At 59.7% G+C, this 26715-nt stretch carries 26 protein-coding genes; 16 read left to right on the forward strand and 10 right to left on the reverse strand.

What is annotated here, in order from left to right:
• Positions 1–102: 102 nt before the first annotated feature.
• The 8 genes from ACYP2Q_RS11755 to trpE all read left to right on the forward strand — a co-directional run bounded on the left by ACYP2Q_RS11755 (position 103) and on the right by trpE (position 9074).
• Positions 103–1227 carry an ABC transporter ATP-binding protein gene (locus ACYP2Q_RS11755; protein ID WP_459730599.1) on the forward strand — a complete coding sequence of 375 codons (1125 nt, stop codon included), beginning with the start codon at positions 103–105 and terminating at the stop codon, positions 1225–1227.
• Positions 1228–1275: 48 nt separating this feature from the next.
• The gene (locus tag ACYP2Q_RS11760) at positions 1276–2319 is read left to right on the forward strand and encodes a polyamine ABC transporter substrate-binding protein (RefSeq protein WP_077184552.1); all 1044 of its coding nucleotides are present in this window, start codon (positions 1276–1278) and stop codon (positions 2317–2319) included.
• A 189-nt stretch (positions 2320–2508) separates the two neighbouring features.
• Complete coding sequence (locus ACYP2Q_RS11765; protein WP_459730600.1) at positions 2509–3756, forward strand: ABC transporter permease; 1248 nt, start codon at positions 2509–2511, stop codon at positions 3754–3756.
• Between the two features lie 12 nt (positions 3757–3768).
• Positions 3769–4593, forward strand: coding sequence for an ABC transporter permease (locus tag ACYP2Q_RS11770; RefSeq protein ID WP_008061581.1), 825 nt, complete (start codon positions 3769–3771; stop codon positions 4591–4593).
• Between the two features lie 211 nt (positions 4594–4804).
• Entirely contained in the window at positions 4805–5953 is a 1149-nt protein-coding gene (locus ACYP2Q_RS11775) for an iron-containing alcohol dehydrogenase (RefSeq protein ID WP_459730601.1), read from the forward strand.
• A gap of 80 nt (positions 5954–6033) precedes the next feature.
• Positions 6034–6708 (forward strand): ribulose-phosphate 3-epimerase, encoded by a 675-nt coding sequence (gene rpe / locus ACYP2Q_RS11780; RefSeq protein ID WP_459730602.1) that lies wholly within the window; start codon positions 6034–6036, stop codon positions 6706–6708.
• A complete protein-coding gene (locus ACYP2Q_RS11785; protein WP_459730603.1) occupies positions 6705–7523 on the forward strand; it encodes a phosphoglycolate phosphatase in 819 nt (272 codons plus the stop codon). The genes rpe and ACYP2Q_RS11785 overlap by 4 nt, the downstream gene beginning before the upstream one ends.
• Before the next feature lie 69 nt (positions 7524–7592).
• Complete coding sequence (gene trpE, locus ACYP2Q_RS11790; RefSeq protein WP_459730604.1) at positions 7593–9074, forward strand: anthranilate synthase component I; 1482 nt, start codon at positions 7593–7595, stop codon at positions 9072–9074.
• A gap of 176 nt (positions 9075–9250) precedes the next feature.
• Here the strand turns inward: trpE and estP are convergent, their stop codons facing one another.
• On the reverse strand, positions 9251–11158 hold the full coding sequence (gene estP, locus ACYP2Q_RS11795) for an esterase EstP (protein WP_459730605.1): 1908 nt from the start codon (positions 11156–11158) through the stop codon (positions 9251–9253).
• A gap of 404 nt (positions 11159–11562) precedes the next feature.
• Here estP and ACYP2Q_RS11800 point away from each other — a divergent pair, with 404 nt between their 5' ends.
• The 4 genes from ACYP2Q_RS11800 to ACYP2Q_RS11815 all read left to right on the forward strand — a co-directional run bounded on the left by ACYP2Q_RS11800 (position 11563) and on the right by ACYP2Q_RS11815 (position 14893).
• Complete coding sequence (locus ACYP2Q_RS11800; protein ID WP_408599142.1) at positions 11563–12156, forward strand: aminodeoxychorismate/anthranilate synthase component II; 594 nt, start codon at positions 11563–11565, stop codon at positions 12154–12156.
• 9 nt (positions 12157–12165) lie between these two features.
• Entirely contained in the window at positions 12166–13215 is a 1050-nt protein-coding gene (gene trpD, locus ACYP2Q_RS11805; protein ID WP_459730606.1) for an anthranilate phosphoribosyltransferase, read from the forward strand.
• A complete protein-coding gene (gene trpC / locus ACYP2Q_RS11810) occupies positions 13212–14048 on the forward strand; it encodes an indole-3-glycerol phosphate synthase TrpC (protein ID WP_459730607.1) in 837 nt (278 codons plus the stop codon). The genes trpD and trpC overlap by 4 nt, the downstream gene beginning before the upstream one ends.
• Positions 14049–14191: 143 nt before the next feature.
• Positions 14192–14893, forward strand: coding sequence for a lipoate--protein ligase family protein (locus ACYP2Q_RS11815; RefSeq protein WP_459730608.1), 702 nt, complete (start codon positions 14192–14194; stop codon positions 14891–14893).
• 10 nt (positions 14894–14903) lie between these two features.
• Here the strand turns inward: ACYP2Q_RS11815 and crp are convergent, their stop codons facing one another.
• A complete protein-coding gene (gene crp, locus ACYP2Q_RS11820; RefSeq protein ID WP_459730609.1) occupies positions 14904–15548 on the reverse strand; it encodes a cAMP-activated global transcriptional regulator CRP in 645 nt (214 codons plus the stop codon).
• Between the two features lie 230 nt (positions 15549–15778).
• On the opposite strand from crp, the gene ACYP2Q_RS11825 reads away from it, so the two are divergent.
• Entirely contained in the window at positions 15779–16201 is a 423-nt protein-coding gene (locus ACYP2Q_RS11825; RefSeq protein ID WP_008061600.1) for an OsmC family protein, read from the forward strand.
• A gap of 63 nt (positions 16202–16264) precedes the next feature.
• On the opposite strand, the gene coq7 is transcribed toward ACYP2Q_RS11825, so the two are convergent.
• From coq7 to hemJ, 6 genes are all read right to left on the reverse strand, one after another.
• Positions 16265–16912 carry a 2-polyprenyl-3-methyl-6-methoxy-1,4-benzoquinone monooxygenase gene (coq7, locus tag ACYP2Q_RS11830; RefSeq protein WP_459730610.1) on the reverse strand — a complete coding sequence of 216 codons (648 nt, stop codon included), beginning with the start codon at positions 16910–16912 and terminating at the stop codon, positions 16265–16267.
• A 154-nt stretch (positions 16913–17066) separates the two neighbouring features.
• A complete protein-coding gene (locus tag ACYP2Q_RS11835) occupies positions 17067–17405 on the reverse strand; it encodes a histidine triad nucleotide-binding protein (RefSeq protein WP_274077997.1) in 339 nt (112 codons plus the stop codon).
• 80 nt (positions 17406–17485) lie between these two features.
• Positions 17486–18274, reverse strand: coding sequence for an SDR family NAD(P)-dependent oxidoreductase (locus ACYP2Q_RS11840; protein ID WP_459730611.1), 789 nt, complete (start codon positions 18272–18274; stop codon positions 17486–17488).
• A 61-nt stretch (positions 18275–18335) separates the two neighbouring features.
• A complete protein-coding gene (locus tag ACYP2Q_RS11845; RefSeq protein ID WP_459730612.1) occupies positions 18336–19283 on the reverse strand; it encodes a DUF805 domain-containing protein in 948 nt (315 codons plus the stop codon).
• A gap of 62 nt (positions 19284–19345) precedes the next feature.
• Entirely contained in the window at positions 19346–20314 is a 969-nt protein-coding gene (locus ACYP2Q_RS11850) for an NAD(P)H-dependent flavin oxidoreductase (RefSeq protein WP_459730613.1), read from the reverse strand.
• A 33-nt stretch (positions 20315–20347) separates the two neighbouring features.
• Positions 20348–20776 (reverse strand): protoporphyrinogen oxidase HemJ, encoded by a 429-nt coding sequence (gene hemJ / locus ACYP2Q_RS11855; protein ID WP_323628445.1) that lies wholly within the window; start codon positions 20774–20776, stop codon positions 20348–20350.
• A gap of 135 nt (positions 20777–20911) precedes the next feature.
• On the opposite strand from hemJ, the gene argC reads away from it, so the two are divergent.
• On the forward strand, positions 20912–21946 hold the full coding sequence (gene argC, locus ACYP2Q_RS11860; protein WP_274078002.1) for an N-acetyl-gamma-glutamyl-phosphate reductase: 1035 nt from the start codon (positions 20912–20914) through the stop codon (positions 21944–21946).
• A gap of 167 nt (positions 21947–22113) precedes the next feature.
• The gene (erpA, locus tag ACYP2Q_RS11865) at positions 22114–22464 is read left to right on the forward strand and encodes an iron-sulfur cluster insertion protein ErpA (protein ID WP_007906865.1); all 351 of its coding nucleotides are present in this window, start codon (positions 22114–22116) and stop codon (positions 22462–22464) included.
• Between the two features lie 66 nt (positions 22465–22530).
• On the opposite strand, the gene ACYP2Q_RS11870 is transcribed toward erpA, so the two are convergent.
• Together ACYP2Q_RS11870 and ACYP2Q_RS11875 are read right to left on the reverse strand one after the other, a co-directional pair.
• On the reverse strand, positions 22531–23622 hold the full coding sequence (locus ACYP2Q_RS11870) for an anhydro-N-acetylmuramic acid kinase (protein WP_459730614.1): 1092 nt from the start codon (positions 23620–23622) through the stop codon (positions 22531–22533).
• Between the two features lie 3 nt (positions 23623–23625).
• The gene (locus tag ACYP2Q_RS11875; protein WP_459730615.1) at positions 23626–25074 is read right to left on the reverse strand and encodes a peptidoglycan DD-metalloendopeptidase family protein; all 1449 of its coding nucleotides are present in this window, start codon (positions 25072–25074) and stop codon (positions 23626–23628) included.
• 213 nt (positions 25075–25287) lie between these two features.
• Here ACYP2Q_RS11875 and tyrS point away from each other — a divergent pair, with 213 nt between their 5' ends.
• On the forward strand, positions 25288–26487 hold the full coding sequence (gene tyrS, locus ACYP2Q_RS11880) for a tyrosine--tRNA ligase (RefSeq protein WP_459730633.1): 1200 nt from the start codon (positions 25288–25290) through the stop codon (positions 26485–26487).
• Positions 26488–26715: the final 228 nt, after the last annotated feature.

The following is a 26715-nucleotide window of genomic DNA, read 5'->3' on the forward strand; positions in this document are numbered from 1 at the left end:
TTCCAGATGGCTGAGGCTATTCTCTCTTGCCCCCCGATTTGCGTGGTCCCCAGCGTCCACTAGGCTTAGTCCACAGCAGTCATCAACAACAAGGGTGTGGGTATGAGCCAGGTCGATTCAAGCGCAGGGGCCAATGATGTTCTGGTCAGCTTTCGTGGGGTGCAGAAGAGCTACGATGGCGAGAACCTGATCGTCAAGGACCTCAACCTGGACATTCGCAAGGGCGAATTCCTCACTTTGCTCGGGCCGTCCGGCTCCGGCAAGACCACCAGCCTGATGATGCTCGCCGGTTTCGAAACACCGACAGCGGGTGAAATCCTGCTGGCGGGACGTGCCATCAATAACGTGCCGCCGCACAAGCGTGACATCGGCATGGTGTTTCAGAATTACGCGTTGTTCCCGCACATGACCGTGGCTGAGAACCTGGCGTTCCCGCTGACCGTGCGTGGCTTGAGCAAGAGCGACGTCAGCGACAAAGTCAAAAAAGTCCTGAGCATGGTGCAGCTCGATACGTTCGCCCAGCGTTACCCGGCACAGCTGTCCGGCGGTCAGCAGCAGCGCGTGGCACTGGCCCGCGCACTGGTGTTCGAGCCCCAGTTGGTGCTGATGGACGAACCCCTGGGCGCACTCGATAAACAGCTGCGCGAACACATGCAGATGGAAATCAAGCACCTGCACCAGCGTCTGGGCGTGACCGTGGTCTACGTGACCCACGACCAGGGCGAAGCCCTGACCATGTCTGATCGTGTGGCAGTGTTCCATCAAGGCGAAATCCAGCAGATCGCACCGCCGCGCACCCTTTATGAAGAGCCGAAAAACACCTTCGTTGCCAACTTCATCGGCGAAAACAACCGCCTCAACGGCCGCTTGCACAGCCAGACCGGTGATCGTTGCATCGTGGAGCTGGGTCGCGGTGAAAAGGTCGAAGCCCTGGCGGTCAATGTCGGCCAGACCGGCGAACCCGTCACCTTGTCCATTCGCCCGGAACGCGTGAGCCTCAATGGCTCCAGTGAATCGTGCGTCAACCGCTTCTCGGGAAGGGTGGCGGAATTCATCTATCTGGGCGACCACGTCCGGGTTCGCCTGGAAGTCTGTGGCAAGACCGACTTCTTCGTGAAGCAACCGATCGCCGAGCTGGATCCTGCGCTCGCGGTCGGCGACGTGGTACCGCTTGGCTGGCAGGTCGAGCACGTGCGCGCGCTCGACCCACTTCTAGAGGCGAACTGATCGCCCCGGCTTCAACAACACCAACCCTGCACGTGGAGAGAACAATAAATGTTGAGATCCCTGAAATTCACCGCTCTGGCACTGGGCATGATGGGGGCAGCAAGCGCAATGGCGGCTGGCCCGGACCTGACCGTGGTGTCCTTCGGCGGGGCGAACAAGGCCGCGCAGGTCAAAGCCTTCTATGCACCGTGGGAAGCGGCAGGCAACGGCAAGATCGTGGCGGGCGAGTACAACGGCGAGATGGCCAAGGTCAAGGCCATGGTCGACACCAAGAGCGTGTCCTGGGACCTGGTGGAAGTAGAGTCGCCGGAACTGTCCCGCGGTTGCGACGAAGACATGTTCGAACAGCTCGACCCGGCCCTGTTCGGCAAGAACGAAGACTACGTCAAAGGCGCTATCCAGCCGTGCGGCGTAGGTTTCTTCGTGTGGTCGACCGTATTGGCCTACAACGCCGACAAGCTGAAGACCGCACCGACCAGTTGGGTGGATTTCTGGGACACCAAGCAGTTCCCGGGCAAGCGTGGCCTGCGTAAAGGTGCGAAGTACACCCTGGAATTCGCGCTGATGGCCGACGGCGTTGCGCCGAAAGACGTCTACAAGGTATTGGCCAGCAAGGATGGACAGGATCGCGCGTTCAAAAAGCTTGATGAACTCAAGCCAAGCATCCAGTGGTGGGAGGCCGGCGCACAACCGCCGCAATACCTCGCTTCCGGTGACGTGGTCATGAGCTCTGCCTACAACGGTCGTATCGCTGCCGTGCAGAAAGAAAGCAACCTGAAAGTGGTGTGGAATGGTGGTATCTACGACTTCGACGCATGGGCCATTCCAAAAGGTCTGGATGCCAAGCGTGCCGAAGCTGCGAAGAAATTCATCGCCTTCTCGGTACAGCCACAGCAGCAGAAGACCTACTCGGAAAACATCGCCTACGGTCCGGCCAACACTCAAGCCGTGCCGCTGCTGGCCAAGGATGTCCTGAAAGACATGCCGACCACCCCGGAAAACATCGCCAATCAGGTGCAGATCGACGTCAGCTTCTGGGCTGACAACGGCGAGCAACTGGAACAGCGCTTCAATTCCTGGGCTGCCAAATAACTTGCGATTAAACCTGTAGGAGCTGGCTTGCCAGCGATCCGGGCGGCACGGTGTATCAGCCAGACCCCGTTATCGTTCATCGCTGGCAAGCCAGCCTCCTACAGGTGATCAGTTGTTATCAAGAACAGTGGTGGCCTTGCCCCCAATGAGTGCCACCTCTGTAACGATCAAAGATTTCCGGAGTACGCCATGGCTATCGCCGTTCCCGTGAACGCGGGCACTGACCCCACCTTGAAGCAGCGGCTCAAGCATGCCGAGCGGGTTAACCGCTGGAAGGCCCAGGCGTTGATTGCGCCGCTGGTGCTGTTCCTGTTGCTGGTGTTCCTGGTGCCAATCGTGGCGCTGCTCTACAAAAGCGTGGGTAACCCGGAAGTGGTCGGCGGCATGCCGCGCACCGTGGCAGCCATTGCCAGCTGGGACGGCCGAGGCCTGCCTGCGGAACCCGTGTACAAGGCGGCCAGCGAAGACCTCGCCGAAGCGCGCAAGAATCAGACCCTGGGCGATTTGTCCAAACGCTTGAACATGGAGTTGGCCGGCTATCGCAGCCTGCTGACCAAAACCGCCCGCGCCTTGCCGTTCGCCACTGAGCCGGCCTCTTATAAAGAAGCGCTGGAAGGTCTCGACGAGCGCTGGGGCGACCCGGCCTACTGGCAAGCCGTACGCCGCAACACCAGCAGCATTACCCCTTACTATTTGCTGGCCGCCGTCGATCACCGAATCGACGACCTCGGCGAAATCGCCCCGGCCACTCCGGACCAGGCGATCTACCTCGACATCTTCGCCCGCACTTTCTGGATGGGCCTGATCATCACCGTGATCTGCCTGGTGTTGGCGTATCCACTCGCTTACCTGCTGGCGAACCTGCCGTCGCGCCAGAGCAACCTGCTGATGATCCTGGTGTTGTTGCCGTTCTGGACGTCGATCCTGGTACGTGTCGCGGCGTGGATCGTGCTGCTGCAATCGGGTGGCCTGATCAATAGCGGCCTGATGGCCATGGGCATCATCGACAAGCCGATCGAGCTGGTGTTCAACCGGGTCGGCGTCTACATCTCCATGGTGCACATCCTGCTGCCGTTCATGATCCTGCCGATCTACAGCGTGATGAAAGGCATCTCGCCGACCTACATGCGCGCCGCGATTTCCCTCGGCTGCCACCCGTTCGCCAGCTTCTGGCGGGTGTACTTTCCGCAGACCTATGCCGGTGTTGGCGCTGGTTGCCTGTTGGTGTTCATCCTCGCCATCGGCTACTACATCACCCCGGCGTTGCTGGGCAGCCCGAACGATCAAATGGTCAGCTACTTCGTCGCCTTCTACACCAACACCAGCATCAACTGGGGCATGGCGACCGCACTCGGCGGGCTGCTGCTCCTGGCGACCGTGGTGCTTTATCTGATTTACAGCTGGCTGGTGGGCGCCAGTCGCCTGCGCTTGAGCTAAGGGGAGAACGAAATGCTGAGTCCTTATATGTCGCCCATCGAACGGGTGTGGTTCTACAGCTTGCGGATTCTCTGCGGCTTGATTCTGTTGTTCCTGATCCTGCCGGTGCTGGTGATCATTCCGCTGTCGTTCAACTCCGGCAGTTTCCTGGTGTATCCGCTGCAAGGCTTCTCGCTGCAGTGGTACCACGACTTTTTCGCCTCGGCGGAATGGATGCGCGCCCTGAAGAACAGCATCATCGTCGCCCCGGCGGCCACGGTGCTGGCCATGGTCTTCGGTACGCTGGCGGCCATCGGCCTGACCCGTGGCGACTTCCCCGGCAAACCGCTGGTGATGGCGCTGGTGATTTCGCCGATGGTGGTGCCGGTGGTGATCATCGGTGTGGCCAGCTATCTGTTCTTTGCGCCCTTGGGCCTGGGCAACAGCTTCTTTTCGCTGATCGTGGTGCATGCGGTACTGGGCGTGCCGTTCGTGATCATCACGGTGTCGGCGACATTGCAGGGTTTTAACCAGAACCTGGTGCGCGCCGCTGCCAGCCTCGGTGCTTCGCCACTGACGGCGTTCCGTCGGGTGACCTTGCCGTTGATTGCGCCCGGGGTGATTTCCGGTGCCTTGTTCGCCTTCGCCACGTCGTTCGATGAGGTCGTGGTGACGCTGTTCCTTGCCGGCCCCGAGCAAGCGACCTTGCCTCGGCAGATGTTCAGCGGTATCCGTGAAAACCTCAGCCCGACCATCGCCGCCGCCGCGACCCTGCTGATCGCCTTCTCGGTGATCCTGTTGCTGACCCTGGAATGGCTGCGTGGCCGCAGCGAAAAACTGCGTACCGCACAGGTTTGAAGTAGACCCGGTAACAATGTGGGAGCGGGCTTGCTCGCGAAAGCGCAGTGTCAGTTGACGTATAAGTCGAATGACGCACCGCCTTCGCGAGCAAGCCCACACACATTGGATCTCCATCGCTCGTTCGGTCATTCACCGTCTGAATACCAGACAACCCCCGATCCCCAGCTACTATTGTGCCCAGCTCCCCTACCTATAAGAGGCTGCGCACATGGGTCTTTCCTCTTTCAAAATCGCTCACAAACTGATTACCGGTGCAGAGGCCATCGAGCAACTGTCCGCCGAATTGACGCGCCTGGATATCGATAACCCGCTGATCGTCACCGACGCCGCGCTGGTCAAGTCCGGCACGGTAGAGCTGGCGCTGGCGCAGCTGGGTGGGCGCAGCTACGAAATCTTCGACCGGGTGCTGCCGGACCCGGAAATCGCCATCGTCGAAGACTGCATGCGGGTCTACCGCAACGGTGGACATGACGGATTGATCGGCCTCGGCGGCGGGAGTGCCATCGACATCGCCAAAAGCGTGGCGGCCTACGCCGGTTACCACGGCGCGCTCGAAGATCTGTTCGGTGTCGACCAGGTGCCGCGCAAGGGCCCGCCACTGATTGCCATCCCGACCACGGCCGGCACGGGTTCTGAGGTCACCAACGTGGCGATCCTTTCCGACAAGGTCGCGCAGTTGAAGAAAGGCATCGTCAGCGACTACTTGTTACCGGACGTGGCGTTGGTCAGCCCACAGATGACCCTGACCTGTCCGCGCGGGGTCACGGCGGCCAGTGGTATCGATGCGCTGGTGCATGCCATCGAATCCTATTTGTCGGTCAATGCCTCGCCGATTACCGACGCCCTGGCCATCGGTGCCATCAAACTGATAGCCAAGGCCCTGCCCAAGGCCTACGCCAACCCGTCCAACCTGCAGGCCCGCGAAGACATGGCCACCGCCAGCCTGATGGCGGGCATGGCGTTCGGCAATGCCGGGGTGGGTGCGGTGCATGCGCTGGCGTATCCCCTGGGTGGGCGCTTCAACATTGCCCATGGCGTGAGCAATGCCTTGCTGCTGCCCCATGTCATGACCTGGAACAAGATGGCTTGCGTTGAACGCATGCAGGATATCGCCGAAGCCATGGGTGTGAGGACTGCTCATCTGAGCGCCAATGAGGCGGCCGACAAAGCCGTGGCCGCCATGGCCGAGCTGTGCGCGGCCGTGGAAATCCCCCAAGGGCTGCGCAGTTTCGGGATTCCCGAGGATGCCATTGCGGCGATGGCCGTGGAGGCGGCGGGGATCGAGCGTCTGATGCGCAACAATCCGCGTCGCTTGAGTGCTGTCGATATCGAGAAAATCTACCGGGCGGCCTACTGATCATCGCGCTTTCGGTGCGCGGGTCAAAGCATGAGGTATACAATGCGCGCCATCGTGATTCTGCTCAGAAAAGGTGCGTCATGCAGCCCTTCGTAATTGCTCCGTCGATTCTTTCCGCCGACTTCGCCCGCCTGGGCGAAGAAGTGGACAACGTCCTGGCCGCCGGTGCCGACTTCGTGCACTTCGATGTGATGGACAACCACTACGTGCCGAACCTGACCATCGGCCCGATGGTCTGCTCGGCGCTGCGCAAGTACGGCGTGACCGCGCCGATCGACGCGCACCTGATGGTCAGCCCGGTGGACCGCATCGTCGGTGACTTCATCGAGGCGGGCGCGACCTACATCACCTTCCACCCGGAAGCCACCCAGCACATCGACCGCTCCCTGCAGCTGATCCGCGAAGGCGGCTGCAAGTCGGGCCTGGTGTTCAACCCGGCGACGCCGCTGGACGTGCTCAAGTATGTGGTGGACAAGGTCGACATGATCCTGCTGATGAGCGTCAACCCAGGGTTCGGCGGGCAGAAGTTCATCCCCGGCACCCTCGACAAGCTGCGTGAGGCGCGGGCGCTGATCGACGCTTCGGGTCGTGACATTCGCCTGGAAATCGACGGCGGCGTCAACGTCAACAACATTCGTGAAATCGCGGCGGCGGGCGCCGACACCTTCGTGGCCGGTTCGGCGATCTTCAATGCACCGAACTACCAGGAAGTGATTGAAAAAATGCGTTCCGAACTGGCGCTTGCTCGCCCATGAGTGGCTTTGAGCAGCTTTTCCCGGGATGCCTGCCAAGGCTGGTGATGTTCGATCTGGATGGCACGTTGGTCGACTCGGTCCCGGACCTGGCGGTGGCTGTGGACAAGATGCTGCTCAAACTCGGTCGCGCACCGGCCGGTATCGAAGCGGTGCGCGAATGGGTGGGTAATGGCGCGCCGGTGCTGGTGCGCCGTGCGCTGGCCGGTGGCATCGACCATTCGAGGGTCGATGACGCCGAGGCCGACAGTGCGCTGGAGATTTTCATGCAGGCCTATGCCGATAGCCATGGCTTGACCGTGGTCTACCCCGGTGTGCGCGATACCCTTAAATGGCTGCAAAAGCAGGGCGTCGAGATGGCGCTGATCACCAACAAACCGGAGCGCTTCGTCGCGCCGCTGCTGGATCAGATGAAGATCGGCCGATATTTCAAGTGGATCATCGGCGGCGACACCCTGCCACAGAAAAAACCCGATCCGGCCGCGCTGTTTTTCGTGATGAAAATGGCCAACATCCCGGCCTCGCAATCCTTGTTCGTCGGCGATTCGCGCAGCGATGTGCTGGCGGCGAAAGCGGCGGGGGTCAAGTGCGTGGCCTTGAGCTACGGCTATAACCACGGGCGTCCGATCGCTGAAGAATCGCCGGCGCTGGTGATCGACGATCTGCGCAAGCTAATTCGCGGTTGCCTGGACCCGGCCGCTGAGATAACGTTGGCCGACGCTGTTCAACCCCCTTCTGGAAACGCCATCGTGGTGGTCACTCGCAAACTCTGGATGAAAGTCATCAAGGCTCTGGCCCGCTGGCGTTGGCGCGCCTGACTTGATCCTGGCCGGTCATCCGGCGCGTTTGCATACCTGACTGTTCGACCCTCAAGCCACGAGGCACCTATGATCCGCGAAGAATTCCTGCGTTTGGCCGCTGCCGGCTACAACCGCATCCCGCTTGCCTGCGAAACCCTGGCCGACTTCGATACGCCGCTGTCGATCTACCTGAAACTGGCCGACGAGCCCAACTCCTATTTGCTGGAGTCGGTGCAGGGCGGCGAGAAGTGGGGTCGTTACTCAATCATCGGCCTGCCGTGTCGCACCGTGCTGCGGGTGCATGACCATCACGTCAGTGTGACCATCGACGGCGTCGAGACCGAAAGCCACGACGTAGAAGACCCGCTGGCCTTCGTCGAAGCCTTCAAGGCCCGTTACAACGTGCCGACCATCGCCGGTCTGCCGCGCTTCAACGGCGGCCTGGTGGGCTATTTCGGTTATGACTGCGTGCGTTATGTGGAAAAGCGTCTGGGCAAGTGCCCGAACCCTGATCCGCTGGGCGTACCGGATATCCTGCTGATGGTGTCCGACGCGGTGGTGGTGTTCGACAACCTCGCCGGCAAGATGCATGCAATCGTCCTGGCCGATCCGGCACAGGAAGATGCCTTCGAGCAAGGTCGCGCGCGTCTGGAAGAATTGCTGGAAAAACTCCGTCAGCCAATCACCCCGCGCCGTGGCCTGGACTTCAGCAAGCAGCAGGCGGCTGACCCTGTGTTCCGCTCCAGCTTCACCCAGGACGACTACGAAAAAGCCGTCGACACCATCAAGGAATACATCCTGGCCGGTGACTGCATGCAGGTCGTGCCGTCCCAGCGCATGTCGATCGACTTCAAGGCAGCACCGATCGATCTGTACCGGGCGTTGCGTTGCTTCAACCCGACGCCGTACATGTACTTCTTCAACTTCGGCGATTTCCACGTCGTCGGCAGTTCGCCTGAGGTGCTGGTGCGGGTAGAAGACAATCTGATCACCGTGCGCCCGATCGCTGGCACCCGCCCACGGGGTGCCAACGAAGAGGCTGATTTGGCGCTGGAAAAAGACCTGCTGTCGGACGACAAGGAAATCGCCGAGCACCTGATGCTGATCGACCTGGGCCGCAACGACACCGGTCGGGTATCGGAAATCGGTTCGGTGAAACTCACCGAGAAGATGGTCATCGAGCGTTACTCCAACGTGATGCACATCGTGTCCAACGTCACCGGCCAATTGAAGGCCGGCCTGACGGCGATGGATGCACTGCGGGCGATTCTGCCGGCGGGCACCTTGTCCGGCGCACCGAAGATCCGTGCGATGGAAATCATCGACGAACTGGAACCGGTCAAGCGTGGTGTCTACGGCGGCGCCGTCGGCTACTTTGCCTGGAACGGCAACATGGACACCGCCATCGCGATCCGTACGGCGGTGATCAAGAACGGCGAACTGCACGTGCAGGCCGGTGGCGGCATCGTCGCCGACTCGGTGCCGGCGCTGGAATGGGAAGAAACGCTGAACAAGCGCCGCGCGATGTTCCGTGCGGTGGCCCTGGCCGAACAAACCCCAGAAAGCTGAGTTCACGCAAAACCTGTGGGAGCGGGCTTGCCCGCGAAGAGGGCGGAACATTCAATATTCATGTTGACTGACAGGTCGCCATCGCGGGCAAGCCCGCTCCTACAGGGATCTCATCAGCATAAAAAAACGCGGCACCTTTGAGGGTGCCGCGTTTTTTATGCCTGCTGTTTGCTCAATCAGAAGTCCAGAGCAACCCCAACGGTGATTCCTTGCTGGGTAAAGTCATCATCCTTGCGAAACGTGTACCCGCCACGCAGTGCCAGATCGGCCGTCAACTTGTGGCTAACCCCCAGGCTCAAGCGATTCAAATGGCTCTGCGGCGTATAGCCCTCAAGCGTGAAATCGAGGGAGGGCAGGCTATTGAGGGCGATGTTGACCTTCTGCACGTCATCGTCATACTCACGTTCGTAGGCGTACTCGCCAAACACTTGCGTCTGCGGGGTGATCCGGTATTTCCCCTGCAGCCCGGCGCCGAGTCGTTTTGAATCGCGTTTCTGGTCATCAAACGTCAGCGCCGTGGAGCGATCCGTGTTTTCCGAGTAACCGTCGACTTCCACTTTCGCATAATCGGCGCTGATGAACGGCGACAGGTGCCAGTCGCTGCCCGGCTGTGCAATGTCATAGCCCACGCGTGTGCTGAAGGCCCAGAGGTAGCCGTCGGTGTCGCCTTTCTCCGCACCTTCGGCTGCGCCCAGGTCGAATTTGCGTTTGAGGTTATCGTAATCCAGCTTGCCACCGGTCAGTGCTGCATCGGCCCACCACCGGTTCTGCTGGAACTGGGCGAATGCCGTGGCCAGGTAGCTGTTGAGTTTGTAGTCCGAATCGTTATCGCCTGCCTCCAGATCCTGACGATAGAAGCCCGCCGCCACACCCACGCGCCATGCTTCATTGAGGCGATAGCTGCCACCGATGTTCAGGTTGTAGCCGCTGCCATCGGCATCGGCCCCACTGCTCTGGTGATCGACGTCGAGATGCTGGCCACCACCGGCGACAATGGCGCGCCATTGGCCAACGGCCTGCCAGTCCTCCCAGTCGGCTTGCCATTGGCTGCGCAGTTCATCCTGATGCGCGCGTAGTGTCGCGTGGGCCATTTCTGGCAGCAGCGTCAGCTCCCAAGGCGCAGCGAGTAAGGAATAGGCGTAGTCGGACACCAATTTTTGCCCCGCCTCGGTCGGATGCACCCCATCGTTATAAATAAGCTGGCTGGGGTCCGGGTTGGCGCTGTTGATGCCAAAGGTAGCGTTTTCGGTACAACCGTCACCGCTGAAGCAAGTTGCGGTCAGGTTCTGCCCGGTGGCAAAACCGAATCGCGCGGGGTCAGCGAAGGTTTCCTGCAGCAACAGGGGAATGTTCAGCGGAATGATTTCGGCATCGATACCCGCCAGTCGAGTGACCAGTTGCCGGTTGAAGGCCGCGCTCAGTTGCGAAGTAGGCCCCTGCAGAGGGGTGCCATTGATGGCCGGTGTCAGTCCCAGGTCGGGCAGCAGCCAGACCATGATGTATCGGGCGCCGGCCGTTTGCAGAATCTGAACACTATTGGCCAGGCGGTCCGCAGCGGCATTTGCCTGGGCGCCACTTTGCACGCGCCCCTGAAGAAAGTCGTTGCCGCCGCCGGAGAGGTAATACAGTGCGTTTGGATCGGCGCGCAAATTATTCGCCGGTAAGTAACCGAGTCGCGCACGTTCACCCGTGGCGGATACGGTGGTGATGGAATCGAGGATCTGATCGGTGCGGTAGCCGCCGACAGCCCAGTTATTGCCATCTGGCAGCCCTTGGGCGGCACGTGCGGCTGAAGTCGAAGCGGCGGTCTGGTCCGCTGAGAATCCAAGTCTGCCCCCAAGCAGTTGGGTCGAGTTGGCGGAGTAGGCTTCGCCGCTGCCGTCCTGATAAGTCGGCCCGGTCCGGTTGGTGAAGCGCAGGGTCGAACCGGGAGGGCCGCCCGTGTCGGTGAACTGCCCCGCATCGTTGAGGCTGTCACCGAAGACGATGAAATTCGAATAAGGATTGGGCGCCGCGATCGCCTGGGCGCAGGCCATGGCGAGCAGGCAACCGGCAAGCGGTGCAAACAGCGTCTGTCTGATCATGAGCAAGTCCGTTTGTTTATTGTTTTAGTGGGTGAGACGACAGTGCCAAAAACTATAGAAGCTGATGCCATTCGGCGCGAACCTGGCGAATGTTTCACTTGCTTCGATCGCCCCATATTGCACGCTCTGCCCAGCTAAGTTACTGTGCCAAGACGTATAAATGAGACCTTCCCCGTGTTGATCGTCAGCAAACTCCTGGATCAAGTCATCAAGGCACACGCCCGCTGGCGTTGGCGCGCCTGAATCCTTCTGCCGGCCCGGCCGGATCTTTACCGCTTTGCCTTCTTTATTATTCGTGACATTGCGCTTTGCTTCGCGATTCCAGCGACCGCCAAAGTGCAGGACGCTGCGGGTAAATCATTCGAAGGCTGTATTAAGTCAGTGTTTTAGAGGTTCTTAACGCCATGTTGCTGATGATCGATAACTACGACTCTTTTACCTACAACGTTGTGCAATACCTTGGTGAGCTGGGCTCCCAGGTCAAAGTCGTGCGCAACGATGAGCTCACCGTTGCACAAATCGAAGCCCTCAACCCTGAGCGCATCGTCGTTTCTCCCGGTCCTTGCACCCCGACCGAAGCCGGCGTCTCGATTGACGTCATCAAGCACTTCGCCGGCAAATTGCCGATTCTCGGTGTCTGCCTGGGGCATCAGTCCATCGGCCAGGCCTTTGGTGGCGATGTGGTTCGCGCACGCCAGGTCATGCACGGCAAGACCAGTCCGGTGTTCCACGAAGACAAAGGTGTCTTCGCAGGCCTGAACATGCCGCTGACGGTCACCCGCTATCATTCCTTGATCGTCAAGCGCGAAACCCTGCCTGATTGCCTCGAGCTGACCGCCTGGACCCAATTGGAAGACGGCTCGGTCGACGAGATCATGGGCCTGCGCCACAAGACCCTGAACATTGAAGGCGTGCAGTTCCACCCTGAGTCGATCCTCACCGAACAGGGTCACGAGTTGTTCGCCAACTTCCTCAAACAAACCGGCGGCACGCGCTAAGGACTTTTCATGAATATCAAGACAGCCCTGGGCCGTATCGTCGACCACCTTGACCTCAGCACCGATGAAATGCGCGACGTGATGCGCGAAATCATGACCGGCCAATGCACGGACGCGCAGATTGGCGCGTTCATGATGGCCATGCGCATGAAGAGCGAAAGCATCGACGAAATTGTCGGTGCCGTGTCGGTCATGCGTGAGCTGGCGGATCAGGTCGAACTCAAGACCCTCGACGGTGTAGTCGATGTGGTGGGCACTGGCGGTGACGGTGCCAACATCTTCAATGTGTCGACCGCGTCGTCCTTTGTGGTCGCGGCGGCCGGCTGCACGGTGGCCAAGCATGGCAACCGCGCGGTCTCGGGGAAAAGCGGCAGTGCCGACTTGCTGGAGGCAGCCGGTATCTACCTGAACCTGACCCCGGTCCAGGTGGCGCGCTGTATCGATAACGTCGGTATCGGTTTCATGTTTGCCCAGACCCATCACAGTGCCATGAAACACGCCGCCGGCCCGCGCAAGGAACTCGGTTTGCGCACCTTGTTCAACATGCTCGGCCCGCTTACGAATCCGGCCGGTGTGAAACATCAGGTGGTGGGTGTGTTCACCCAAGCACTATGCCGGCCATTGGCCGAAGTCCTGCAGCGCCTGGGCAGCAAGCATGTGCTGGTGGTGCATTCGAAGGACGGCCTGGACGAATTCAGCCTGGCGGCGCCAACCTTTGTTGCCGAACTGAAAAACGACCAGATCAGCGAGTATTGGGTCGAGCCGGAAGACCTGGGCATGAAAAGCCAGAGCCTGCATGGCCTGGCGGTGGACAGCCCGGCTGCATCCCTGGAGTTGATCCGCGATGCCCTGGGCAAGCGCAAGACCGAAAACGGTCAGAAAGCTGCTGAAATGATCATGCTCAATGCCGGTGCCGCGTTGTACGCCGCCGACCATGCGAGCAGTTTGAAAGAGGGTGTTGCCCTGGCGCACGATGCGCTGCACACCGGCCTTGCTCGGGAGAAACTCGAGGAGCTGGGTGCATTTACCGCGGTATTCAAAGTGGAGAATGAGGGATGAGTGTACCGACGGTTCTGGAAAACATTCTGGCGCGCAAAGTTGAAGAAGTAGCCGAGCGTAGCGCTCGCGTCAGCCTCGCCGAGCTGGAAAGTCTGGCCAAGGCGGCCGATGCACCTCGTGGTTTTGCCAAAGCTCTGCAGGCGCAGGCCAAGCTTAAAGAGCCGGCAGTGATTGCTGAAATCAAGAAAGCTTCGCCGAGCAAAGGCGTGATCCGCGAGAATTTCGTTCCCGCCGACATTGCCAGGAGCTACGAGAAGGGCGGCGCGACCTGCCTGTCGGTGCTCACCGATATCGATTACTTCCAGGGTGCCGATCTGTACCTGCAGCAGGCCCGTGCGGCGTGCAAACTGCCGGTGATCCGCAAGGACTTCATGATCGATCCGTACCAGATCGTCGAAGCCCGTGCCCTCGGCGCCGACTGCGTGCTGTTGATCGTCGCCGCCCTGGACGACGTGAAAATGGCCGAACTGGCGGCTGTGGCCAAAGGGGTTGGCCTAGATGTGCTGGTGGAAGTCCACGATGGCGATGAGCTGGAGCGGGCCTTGAAAACCCTCGACACTCCTCTGGTCGGCGTCAACAACCGCAACCTGCACACCTTCGATGTCAACCTGGAAACCACTCTCGACCTGTTGCCGCGTATCCCGCGCGACCGTCTGGTGATTACCGAAAGCGGCATCCTCAATCGCGCCGATGTCGAGCTGATGGAAATCAGCGACGTCTACGCGTTCCTGGTTGGCGAGGCGTTCATGCGCGCTGAGAATCCGGGCACTGAACTGCAACGTCTGTTCTTCCCTGAGCGTGGCATTCCCGTCAGCGGTTCGACCCTCGACTGATTGCTCGTAGATCCAGTCGACCCCTTCGCGAGCAAGCCCGCTCCCACAGTAGAACTCTGTACGCAGGGAAAAATGTGGGAGCGGGCTTGCTCGCGAAGAGGCCCTCATATTTCATAAAGATCTCATGCCTTGCGGAGCGGCCTATGAACCAGCCAACAAACCTGACCATCGCATCCGGCTTGCAGGCCGAACAGGATCTGCTGGCATCGGTCTGTGCCGGCGACGCGGAGTTTGGCCTGCTGTTCTGGCAGCCAAGCGATCAGGCACTGGTGATGCCGCGCCGCTTGAATCGCTTACCAGGTTTCGAACACGCCTGTGAAGTCTCCGCCGCTGCAGGCTGGCCGGTGCTATTGCGCGATACCGGTGGCGAACCCGTTCCGCAATCGGCCACAACGATCAACATTGCCCTGGTTTACGCGCCACCGCGCAGCGAAGGGGATCTGAACCGAATCGAAACCGGCTACCGGCGTCTGTGCGATCCGATCTGCCAGTTGCTGGATGAGCTGGGCGGTACTTCGTCGCTGGGCGAAATCGACGGCGCGTTCTGTGATGGCCGGTTCAACGTCAACCTGGATGGGCGCAAGATGGTGGGCACCGCCCAGCGCTGGCGCCAGAGCCAGGGTGGTCAGCGCCCGGTAGGACTGGTGCACGGAGCAATGCTGCTGAATAACGACCGCGTATCGATGGTCGAGGCAGTCAATCGCTTCAATGAGGCCTGCGGCCTGGAGCAACGGGTGCGCGCGCAAAGCCACATCGCCTTGCATGAGAAGTTCGCCGCACCGGATGCGCTGGAAAGTCTCGATGAACTCTACCGACGAATGCTGGCGCAGATGTTCAGCGGCTGAGCTTGCGGGCTTAACGCGTTCCGAAGACCACCATGGTCTTGCCTTTGACGTCCACCAGGTTGCGCTCTTCCAGATCCTTGAGCACGCGTCCGACCATCTCCCGGGAACAACCGACGATCCGCCCGATTTCCTGACGGGTCACTTTGATCTGCATGCCGTCGGGGTGGGTCATGGCGTCTGGCTGCTTGCACAGTTCAAGCAGACAGCGGGCGACGCGACCGGTGACGTCGAAAAACGCCAGGTCACCGACCTTGCGGGTGGTATTGCGCAGGCGTTGTGCGATTTGTCCGCTTAGTACGTAAAGAATTTCCGGGTCCTGCTGCGACAATTCGCGGAATTTTGCGTAGCTGATTTCCGCCACGTCGCATTCGACCTTGACGCGTACCCAGGCGCTACGCTCCTGTTCCAGGCCGGCTTGCTCAAACAGACCCAACTCACCGAAAAAATCGCCGGCGTTCAAGTAGGCGATGATCATTTCCCGACCGTCGTCGTCTTCGATCAGGATGGTGACCGAACCCTTGATGATAAAGAACAGCGTTTCCGAGCGGTCGCCGGCGCAAATGATGTTGCTCTTGGCCTGATAGCGACGGCGCTGGCAATGCATCAACAGCTTGTCGAGGTTTTTCATCTTGGGGTTGGGCGCAATAGCAACCATGGTTGTATCCCGAAAAGACTGCACGGTGTGTTGGGTTTTTATGATTTGCGGGCTTTGAAGCACAGCTGGCCAGGCGCCAGCGAATTGGCGCCAGCTTACCAGACACTTCTTGTCATATTCGAGATTTTACCTACAGCGTCGATGGTTCTGTCCTAGGACGGCAATCACTGTCAATCAAGGGGCCTGTGCTAAGCTGGCGACCCTTTTTTTTAGACAGTGGAGTCTTGGCGATGAAGGCACGCATCCAATGGGCTGGCGAAGCCATGTTCCTCGGCGAATCCGGCAGCGGTCATGTCGTGGTCATGGACGGTCCGCCCGATGCCGGCGGTCGTAACCTGGGTGTCCGGCCGATGGAAATGCTCCTGCTGGGTGTAGGCGGTTGCAGCAATTTCGATGTGGTCAGCATCCTCAAGAAGTCCCGCCAGGCCGTCGAAAGCTGTGAAGCCTTCCTCGAAGCCGAGCGTGCGACCGAAGATCCAAAGGTTTTCACCAAGATCCACATGCATTTTGTGGTCAAGGGCCGTGGCCTGAAGGAAGCGCAGGTCAAGCGCGCCATCGAACTGTCCGCCGAGAAGTATTGCTCGGCTTCGATCATGCTTGGAGCGGCAGGAGTCGAGATCACCCACGACTACGAGATCATCGAGCTGGGTTGAATCGGGACCGAAAAAAGGCGACTACCTCACGGCAGTCGCCTTTTTTGTTTCTGACGCAGCCGGTCAGATCCGATAAGTACTCTTGGTCATGACCTTGGCCATCAAGCTCATCCCGAACTTCACCGGTGCCGGAAAGCGGAAACCGCCAGCCTCCAGTGCGCTTTCGGCATGCTGCTCTTCATCAATGCGCATCTGCTCCAGGATCGCCCGGGATTTTTCATCCTCGGCCGGCAATTGCTCCAGGTGTTCGTTCAAGTGCTTGCACACCTGATCTTCCGTCGCAGCGACAAAGCCCAGGCTGACTTTGTCGCTGATCAGACCTGCAACCGCACCAATCCCGAATGACATGCCATAGAACAGCGGATTGAGAATGCTGGTGTGGCTGCCCAATTGATGAATGCGTTGCTCGCACCACGCCAGATGGTCGACTTCCTCTTCGGCGGCGTGCTCCATGGCGACGCGAACTTGCGGCAGCCTGGCAGTCAGGGCCTGGCCTTGATACAGCGCTTGGGCACAGACCTCTCCGGTGTGATTGATGCGCATCAGCCCGGCAACGTGGCGGGTGTCTTCGTCACTCAGTTTCACATCGGGTTGCACGATCGCGGGTGACGGACGGAAGGGCTGGCCGCTGAAGGGCAGCAGGGTTCGCATCGCGGCATCGGCTTGCAGCAGAAGGCGATCAATCGGCGAGTAGTGACGTTGGGTAGTCATGCTGACCTCCGGAGGAATCTCGGTGGCCAGTTTAACCCAATCGGCCGGGGAAGGATTGCGCTGGGACATTGCGACGCAGGCCGAATTTGTAGGAGCCCGGCTTGCCGGCGATGGCGATCTCAATCACGCCATTGCCGGCAAGGGAAGATATGAATCAGCCCGGCGGCCAGTGCATCTGACGCTGACCCAGCACATGCATATGAATGTGATAGACAGTCTGCCCACCTTCTTCATTGCAGTTCATGACAACGCGGAAACCTTTTTCGCAACCCAGTTCCTTGGCCAGGCGCTGGGCAGTGAACAGGATGTGTCCAGCCAGTGCCTTGTCGTCCTCGGTGAGGTCGTTCAGGGTGCGTACCGGTTTTTTCGGGATCACCAAAAAGTGCACCGGTGCCTGTGGGGCGATGTCGTGGAAGGCCAGTACCTGGTCGTCCTCGTAAATGATATTCGCCGGGATTTCCCGGTTGATGATCTTGGTGAACAGAGTATCCACAGCTGTTTTCTCCGTTGTTTGAGCTGGCCTGAGTGTACCCATGGTGGATGTGCCAGCCCAGTGTTTTACCGCAATGCCACTCAACGCGGGCAGTGAGCCTTGATGACCATGCCGGTGACTGTCCGGATCAGCCAGCGCGAACCGAACCGTGGCAGAGTAGCGAACCAGCGGTTGCGCCTCCCGGGAATAATGATTGCGCGATTTTTCTCCAGGGCCCGCACGGTATAGAGCGCGACTTCCTCCGGACTCATCAGCATTTTGCTGTTGGCCAGTTTGTCGTTGTTCAGTTGCGCGGTGCGGAAAAATGCGGTGCGGGTCGGGCCGGGGCAGAGCACCGAGACCTTGACCGCGCATTTTTTCAGCTCGACGCGCAGGCCTTCGGAAAAGTGCAGCACATAGGCCTTGCTGGCGTAGTAAGTGCTCATCCACGGGCCGGGCTGGAACGCCGCGACCGAAGCGACGTTGAGGATCTGTCCGCCTCCCTGCAGCGCCATACTGTTGCCGATGGCATGGCACAGGCGAGTGAGCGCCAGAATGTTCACTTCGATCAGGTCCTGCTCGGTCATCCAGTCCTGCGCCAGGAACGGGCCGCAAGTGCCGATGCCGGCGCAGTTGACCAGCAGGTCGATTTGCCGGTCGCCTTCCTCCAGCTCCAGCAAAAAGCCGGACAGGCGCAGCGGCTCGCCCAGATCGCAGGCACGAAACAACACTTCCACGCCAAAACGTTGGGTCAATTCAATCGCAATGCTTTCCAGCTGATCACGCTGTCGGGCCACCAGAATCAGGCTGCGGCCGCGCCGGGCCAGCGCTTCGGCCATCGCCAGGCCGATGCCGCTGGAGGCGCCAGTGATCAGAGCGTAACGGGTCATGCCATTCTCCATCGCAACAGCTCCGCGCCGCGACGCAGGTGTCACGGGCGGGGAGCGCTGTTCATTCTTTCGCAGAGTCTACAGGGGGCGGGGCGTCTTCGGCTGCCTCGGCTGGGGAATTTGCTTCGGGTTCGACGTCGACATCGATTTCGTCGGTGGTGACCGAGCCGCTCTGGTAGCTGCTTTCGAGGCTGTGTTCATACTCTTGCTGGATCGCCGAGATGCCACCCAGCATCGCACCGACGCCGAACAGGCCGATAAACACAATCCACAACGCGCACAAGACCTTGACTGCTGTGCTGTTAGGCGGCGGAGGCGGGCCATAGCGGTTGGCGCCGGCGTTGCCAGGCACGAGCGTGATCACCAGCGGGAAAAAACTGCCTACGAACGGAACCAGGTGCAGGAGCCAGAGCCAGCCCGACCAGCCGATATCATGCAAGCGCTGAACGCTGAACAGAACACCGACAACCATGAACGCCAGGAACAGGAAGAACGCAAGGATGCCGCCGAGGATCAGCCCTGTGGTGGAATTGCCACTGACCAGTCCCAGGCCGATGAGCGCAACCACGCCGACAATGGGCAGGGTCACCAGGCTCAGCACCAAGGTCCAGGCCAAAAAACGCAGGCGTCCGATTCGGCCTTCGACACTGAAGGGCTTGAGTGCGGCGAACGCCGGGAGTTTTTCGCCGACGCGGGCCTGTGGCGGCGCATAAGGGGAGTGCGGCTCTGTCGCGATGGCAGGGTCGTGAACTTCAGCCAGGTTAAGCTCGATCGAAGGCTGCGCCTCGATCCGGGCATCGATGCCGATGTTTTTCAGGGCCTGGAGATAAGTCTGCGCATCAGCCTGCGACAGATCGCGCTTGAGTGCGACCGGCCGACCATTGAACAGGCGCTCGATGGCGCTGACGTCGCTCTTGAACAGCGCAGCGAGATTGAGTTTGGCGGTGTTGATATCAACGCCCGGCAACAGGGCGCCGTCGAACACGATCTTGTAACGGGTTTCGCTCATTGCCGAGGCATCCTTGTCGCGATTCATTGCTGCGAATGGCCAGTCGCAGCTGGCCCGGTTGTTCAGCGCGGCCAGTGCTGGCGCAGCTGCGCTGCTTGTTCCTGTGCAGTGCGGTACTCGGCGTCGAGACGCGCTATCAGTTGCTCGACGCTCGGCAAGTCATCGATTTCACCCACGCCCTGGCCCGCGGACCACACGGTTTTCCAGGCTTTGGCTTCATCGCTGATGGGTTTGAGCTTGGAGCCGAAGTTCACTTCCCCCTTGTTTTGCAGGGCTGCCATGTCGAAACCGGCGGCCTCAAGGCTCTGACGCATGAAACTCGCCGGTACGCCTGACACTGCTGGAGTATGGATGATGTCTGCCGCTCTGGATGTCAGCAGCATTTCTTTGTAGGCGTCCGGTGCATGACTTTCGGTGGTGCCGATAAATCGCGTGCCGAAGTAGGCCAGGTCGGCACCGAGCAATTGCGCGGCGAGGATTTCGTGGCCGTGGTTCAGGCACCCGGCCAGCAGTAGCGTCTTGTCGAAGAACTGGCGGATCTCGGCGACCAGGGAGAATGGGCTCCAGGTCCCGGCATGCCCGCCGGCACCCGCGGCGACGGCGATCAGGCCGTCCACCCCGGCCTCGGCGGCTTTCTCGGCATGGCGGCGAGTGGTCACGTCATGGAAGACCAGGCCGCCGTAGCTGTGGACGGCATCGACCACTTCCTTCACGGCGCCGAGACTGGTGATCACGATCGGCACTTTGTGTTCGATACAGATTTGCAGATCCGCCTGCAATCGCGGGTTGCTGTTGTGAACGATCAGGTTGACCGCATAGGGCGCGGGATTCTCCAGTGTCGCCAGCCCGGCTTCGATTTCTTCCAGCCAGGCCTTGAAGCCGCTGCTCTCGCGCTGGTTCAGTGCCGGGAAGCTGCCAACCACGCCATGACGGCAGCAGGCGAGCACCAGTTGCGGGTTGGAAATCAGGAACATCGGCGCCGCCACCACGGGCAGACGCAAACGTTGTTCGAGCAGAGCGGGCAGCGACATTTGGAATACCCCGGTGATTTGTGCCTGTTGGATTTAAAACGGCCGGACGACAACCAGAATTACGATAGCCAGCAATATCAGGACCGGCACTTCATTGAACCAGCGATAAAAGACATGGCTGCGGGTGTTCTCGCCACGAGCAAAGCGTTTTACCTGGGCGCCGCACATGTGGTGGTAGCCGATCAGCAACACGACCAGGGTCAGCTTGGCGTGTATCCAGCCACCTTGGCTGAAGATGCCTGGATTGAGGTAGATGAGCCAGCCACCGAAGATCAGTGTGGCGATCATCGAAGGTCCCATGATGCCCCGGTACAGCTTGCGCTCCATGATGCTGAAGCGCTCTTTACTGACCGCGTCTTCGCTTTGAGCGTGGTAGACGAACAGGCGAGGCAGGTAAAACAGGCCGGCAAACCAGCAGACAACGCTGATGATGTGAAAAGCTTTGAGCCACAGATAAAGCATTTTTAGTTATTCCAAGGTTCACGGTAGCCCGGATAGTAGAGGCTTGAGGCTCCGCACGTCACCTTGCCGGTTGTCGCAGGACGATACGGGCCCTATTATCGACGGCTTTCCAGTGGGTTCGTTGAGGGCAGGTTTATGGTCAAGGTCGGTATCGTCGGCGGCACGGGTTACACCGGTGTCGAACTGTTGCGTCTGTTGGCACAGCATCCGCAAGCTGAAGTGGTGGTGATCACTTCCCGATCCGAGGCTGGCCTGGCCGTGGCCGACATGTACCCGAACCTGCGAGGCCACTACGACGGCCTGGCGTTCAGCGTTCCGGACATCAAGACCCTGGGTGCCTGCGACGTGGTGTTCTTTGCCACGCCGCACGGCGTTGCGCATGCCCTGGCGGGTGAACTGCTGGCGGCCGGGACCAAGGTCATCGATCTGTCGGCGGACTTCCGTCTGCAAGACGCGGATGAATGGGCCAAGTGGTACGGCCAGCCGCACGGTGCGCCGGAACTGCTGGATGAAGCCGTCTACGGCCTGCCGGAAGTCAATCGCGAGCAGATCAAGAAAGCACGCCTGATCGCTGTGCCCGGTTGCTATCCAACCGCCACTCAATTGGGTTTCCTGCCGTTGCTCGAAGCGGGCCTGGCTGATGCTTCGCGCCTGATCGCCGACTGTAAGTCCGGCGTCAGCGGTGCCGGTCGTGGTGCTGCCGTAGGCTCGCTGTATTCCGAGACGTCGGAAAGCATGAAGGCTTACGCCGTCAAAGGGCATCGCCACCTGCCGGAAATTCGCCAGGGGCTGCGTCGTGCGGCGGGCAAGGACGTGGGCCTGACCTTCGTTCCGCACCTGACGCCGATGATCCGTGGCATTCACTCCACGCTCTACGCAACTGTCGTGGATCGCTCGGTGGATCTGCAGGCGCTGTTTGAAAAACGCTATGCCGACGAACCGTTCGTCGACGTGATGCCAGCCGGCAGCCACCCGGAAACCCGCAGCGTGCGCGGCGCCAACGTATGCCGTATTGCCGTGCACCGTCCGCAGGATGGTGATCTGGTGGTGGTGTTGTCGGTGATCGACAACCTGGTCAAGGGTGCGTCGGGTCAGGCCGTGCAGAACATGAACATCCTGTTCGGCCTGGATGAGCGTCTGGGCCTTTCGCACGCGGGCATGTTGCCGTAACGCGGTATCGCACACAGCAAAAGGCCCGTTGAACGGGCCTTTTTGCATTCCGGGCCGGCGATTGGATTGGTTGATATACCATAACAATAGTTGACCGCTTTTCTAGGAGAAGCGGATAATGCGCGTCATCACGCAATATGACGGCGTAACGCCGGGAGATAGTCAGCATGAGCGTCGAATCCTTCACCCCCACGGCTTTGCAATTCACCCACGGTGCCGCGCACAAGGTGAAGAGCCTGGTCGATGAAGAGGGGAATGATCGCTTGAAGCTGCGCGTATTCGTTACGGGCGGCGGTTGTTCAGGTTTTCAGTACGGCTTCACTTTCGATGAAGAAGTGGCCGATGACGACACCATCGTAGAGCGCGAAGGTGTGAGCCTGGTTGTCGATCCGATGAGCTTCCAGTACCTGGCAGGAGCCGAGGTGGACTATCAGGAAGGTCTGGAAGGCTCGCGTTTCGTCATCAAGAACCCGAACGCGACCACCACCTGTGGCTGTGGCTCTTCGTTCTCGATCTGATCAGCGCGTCGGTATCATCAAAACGCCGCATGGCCCGAGGCCCTGCGGCGTTTTGCTGTGCGTCACTTATGTGGGGTAGATGGCGCCGAGTACACGCAGCCCTCGGGCGCCGGTGACGCTCGGGCGATTGGCCGCAATACCTTCCAGGCAGCAGTGGGCCAGCCAGGCGAAGGCCATGGCCTCGACCCAGTCAGGGTCGACTCCGTGAGTGGCGGTGCTGCTGACAGTCGCATTCGGTAACAGGCTGGCCAGGCGCTTCATCAGTGCGGCGTTGTGCGCGCCACCGCCACAGACCAGCAGTTCCCGGGTATCGGCCTGGGCATTGTGCAGCGATTCGACGATGGTCAATGCCGTCAGTTCCAGCAGCGTCGCCTGAACATCCTCGGCAGCAAAGGTCGGCAGCGTTGCCAGATGGCGGATCAGCCATGGCAGGTTGAAGACTTCACGGCCAGTACTCTTTGGGCCCTTGGTCACGAAGAAGGGATCGCTGAGCAGTGCTTTCAACAGTGCCGGTTCGATCTTGCCGCTGGCGGCCCATTGACCATCACGGTCAAAGTTGTCACCGCGCTGTTGGTGAATCCACGCATCCAGCAATACATTGCCCGGGCCGCAGTCGAAACCGGCAACAGGCTTGTCGGGTTCAATCAGGCTGAGATTGCTGAAACCACCCACGTTGAGCACGGCGCGATTGCCGGACCGTTCTTCAAAGAGTGCTTCGTGAAAGGCTGGAACCAGTGGCGCACCTTGCCCGCCGGCGGCGACGTCGCGGCTACGGAAGTCACTGACCACCGTGATGCCGGTCAGCTCGGTCAGCAGGGCGGGGTTGCCGATCTGCACCGTGAAGCCGCGCGCCGGCTCATGGCGAATGGTCTGGCCGTGGCTGCCGATCGCGCGAATGTCTTCGGGCTTGAGGTGCTGCTGGGCAAGGAGAGCATGAATGCCCTGCGCCGCCAGTTGCACCCAGTTCTGTTGGGCGATGGCGGAGCGGGCAATCTCATCCGGACCGCTGGCGCACAAGCCAAGCAGCTCGGCGCGCAGGGAATCGGGCATCGGGATGTAGTGGGTGGCGATCAGCCTGATCGCCGTGGCTTGCTCGATCAGCGCTATGTCCAGGCCATCAAGGCTGGTCCCGGACATCACACCTATATAGAGGGCCATGGCCTAGCGCTTGGCCGAAGCCAGCTGGGTAGATTTTTCCTGGTCCATGCGCGCCATCAGTGGCTGGCTCTGCGCCAGGAAACGTGCGCGTTCAGCCTTGGAAATCGGGTCGGCCATCGCTACTTTCTGGCCCAGCGGATCGACGTGTACGCCATTCACCTGGAATTCGTAGTGCAAATGCGGGCCGGTGGACAGGCCGGTAGTGCCGATGTAGCCGATGACCTGGCCTTGTTTGACGGTGCCGCCAGTCTTGATGCCCTTGGCGAAGCCCTGCATGTGGCCGTACAGCGTGCGGTAGGTGTTGCCGTGCTGGAGGATTACGGTGTTGCCGTAACCGCCGCGGCGACCTGCCAGCAAGACCTTGCCATCACCGGCTGCCTTGATTGGCGTACCGCGCGGTGCTGCGTAGTCGACGCCTTTGTGGGCGCGGATCTTGTTCAGGATCGGGTGCTTGCGGCCCATGGAAAATTTCGAGCTGATGCGGGCGAAGTCCACCGGGGTACGGATGAATGCCTTGCGCATGCTGTTGCCGTCAGCCGTGTAATAGCTGGTGTTGCCTTGCTTGTTCGTGTAGCGCACGGCGGTGTAGGTCTTGCCGCGGTTGATGAAGCGTGCGGACAGGATCGGGCCGTTACCGACCGCTTTGCCGTTGACCACTTTCTGTTCATAGATCACATCGAACTGGTCACCCTGGCGAATATCCTGGGCAAAGTCGACGTCGTAGCCAAACACGCTGGCCATGTCCATGGTCAGGCTATGCGACAGCCCGGCGCGGGCAGCGGACTGTGACAGCGAGCTGTTGATCACGCCATGCACGTAGGCTGAACGCACGGTGGGCATGGCGGTCACGCGGTTGAAGCTGTAACCCTTGTCGTTTTTGGTCAGGGTAATGGTCTCGAGGTCGCTGACCTTGCTGTGCAGGCTGGTCAGTTGGCCGTCAGGACCCAGTTCGAATTCGAGTTTCTGTCCATGCTTGAGCTGGCTGAATTGCTTGGCCTGTTTGCTGCTGGCCAGCAGGTCGTGTACCGAGGGGGCTGGAAGGCCGACTTTCTCGAACAGCGTGGAGAGCGTGTCGCCCTTGGTGACGATCACTTCCCTGTGATTGGGCGCCTTCTTTTCTTCGGCAACCGGTGCAGGGGCTGTTACAGGTACAGGAGCTGGTGCGGGTGCGGCTTGAGCGGTTTCCTGGGGCTCTTGTGTACTGTCTTCTATCTGCGCAAAAGGAGACTCGACTGGCTCATTTGTGGCCTGGACGGCTTCTGCAGCGTCTTGTTCCTGTGTCAGTTGTTCAGCAGGGCTTTCCAGTTCAAGGCTCAGGGTTGTCTTTTTGGCTTCGACATCACTGGAAGGAAATACCAGAAGCGCCAGGCTCAGGAGGGCGGCGATGCCACTCGCTGCGAGCAGGTGGGTCTTCGGGTAAAGCGGTGGCGCTTTAGACGATTCTTTGGTCATAAGTAGTGTTTTGACTTTGAAAAAGATGAATTGGAAAAGATGAATGACATGATAAAGATGAAATAACTGTATAAAATATAACCAAATCATCCCTTAAGCAAGTCCGCAGACGCTCTGTCAGCGGATTGGCGTCATTGCGCCGGCCAAACTTTGTATTTGCCGCGCGATCTTGTATGGTTGATCCCCTTTGAATTCGAGCCTTGCGGGTCTGTTATGAAGTCGGTTGAAGAGCAGCTAGCGCTGATTAAACGTGGTGCGGAAGAACTGTTGGTCGAGTCCGAGCTGATCGAAAAGCTCAAGCGTGGCCAGCCGCTGCGGATCAAGGCAGGCTTCGACCCGACTGCCCCTGATTTGCACCTGGGGCACACCGTGCTTATCAATAAGCTGCGCCAGTTCCAGGAGCTGGGTCATCAGGTGATCTTCCTGATTGGCGATTTCACCGGGATGATCGGCGATCCGAGCGGTAAGAGCGCAACGCGCCCTCCGCTGACCCGCGAGCAGGTTCTTGAGAACGCCGAGACCTATAAGACTCAGGTGTTCAAGATTCTCGATCCGGCCAAAACCGAGGTGGCGTTCAACTCCACCTGGATGGATCAGATGGGGCCGGCCGACTTCATTCGCCTGACTTCGCAATACACCGTGGCTCGCATGCTCGAGCGCGATGATTTCGACAAGCGCTACACGACCAACCAACCGATCGCCATTCACGAGTTCCTGTATCCCCTGGTACAAGGCTACGACTCGGTCGCCTTGCGCGCAGACGTCGAGCTCGGCGGTACCGACCAGAAGTTCAACCTGTTGATGGGGCGTGAGCTGCAGCGTGGGTACGGCCAGGAAGCCCAGTGCATTCTGACCATGCCGTTGCTTGAAGGTCTGGATGGCGTGAAGAAGATGTCCAAGTCCCTGGGCAACTACGTTGGTATCCAGGAAGCACCGGGGGTGATGTACAGCAAGCTGGTCTCCATTCCTGATGTGCTGATGTGGCGTTACTTCGAATTGCTCAGCTTCCGATCCATGGATGAGATCAATGCATTGCGTGCCGATGTCGAGGCGGGTGCCAATCCGCGTGACATCAAGATCAAGCTGGCTGAAGAAATCGTTGCCCGTTTCCATGGTGAAGAGGCTGCGGCCGGCGCTCATCGTGCGGCAGGTAACCGTATGAAGGATGGCGAGCTGCCGGACGATCTGCCTGAGATCGAATTGACTGCTGCCGAAGATATGCCGATCGCCGCTGTCCTTAATAAGGCAGGGCTGGTGAAGAATTCGGCTGTGGCCCGAGATCTGCTCGGTTCTGGTGGTGTGCGTATCGATGGCGAGGTCGTCGATCGCTCCTTTATATGCGTACTGGGAGCGACCCACGTTTGTCAGGCCGGCAAGAAGGCATTTGCGCGTATTACGCTCAAGTCTGAATAAACCTGAAACAAAAGGTTGACGGCGAATTTCAGAAGCCTATAATTCGCCCCACTTCCGGCGTAGTCGAAACGGAAAATTCCTTGGTAAACAAGGAGTTAAGCGGTTTTCGGCAGCAGGTTGCTTCAGTTCATCGAAGCGCGAAGGAAGTTGAAAAAGAGGTGTTGACAGCAGCGTGTAACGCTGTAGAATTCGCCTCCCGCTGACGAGAGATCTGAAGCGCAAGTGGTT

This window comes from Pseudomonas sp. MHK4 (genome assembly GCF_054600775.1).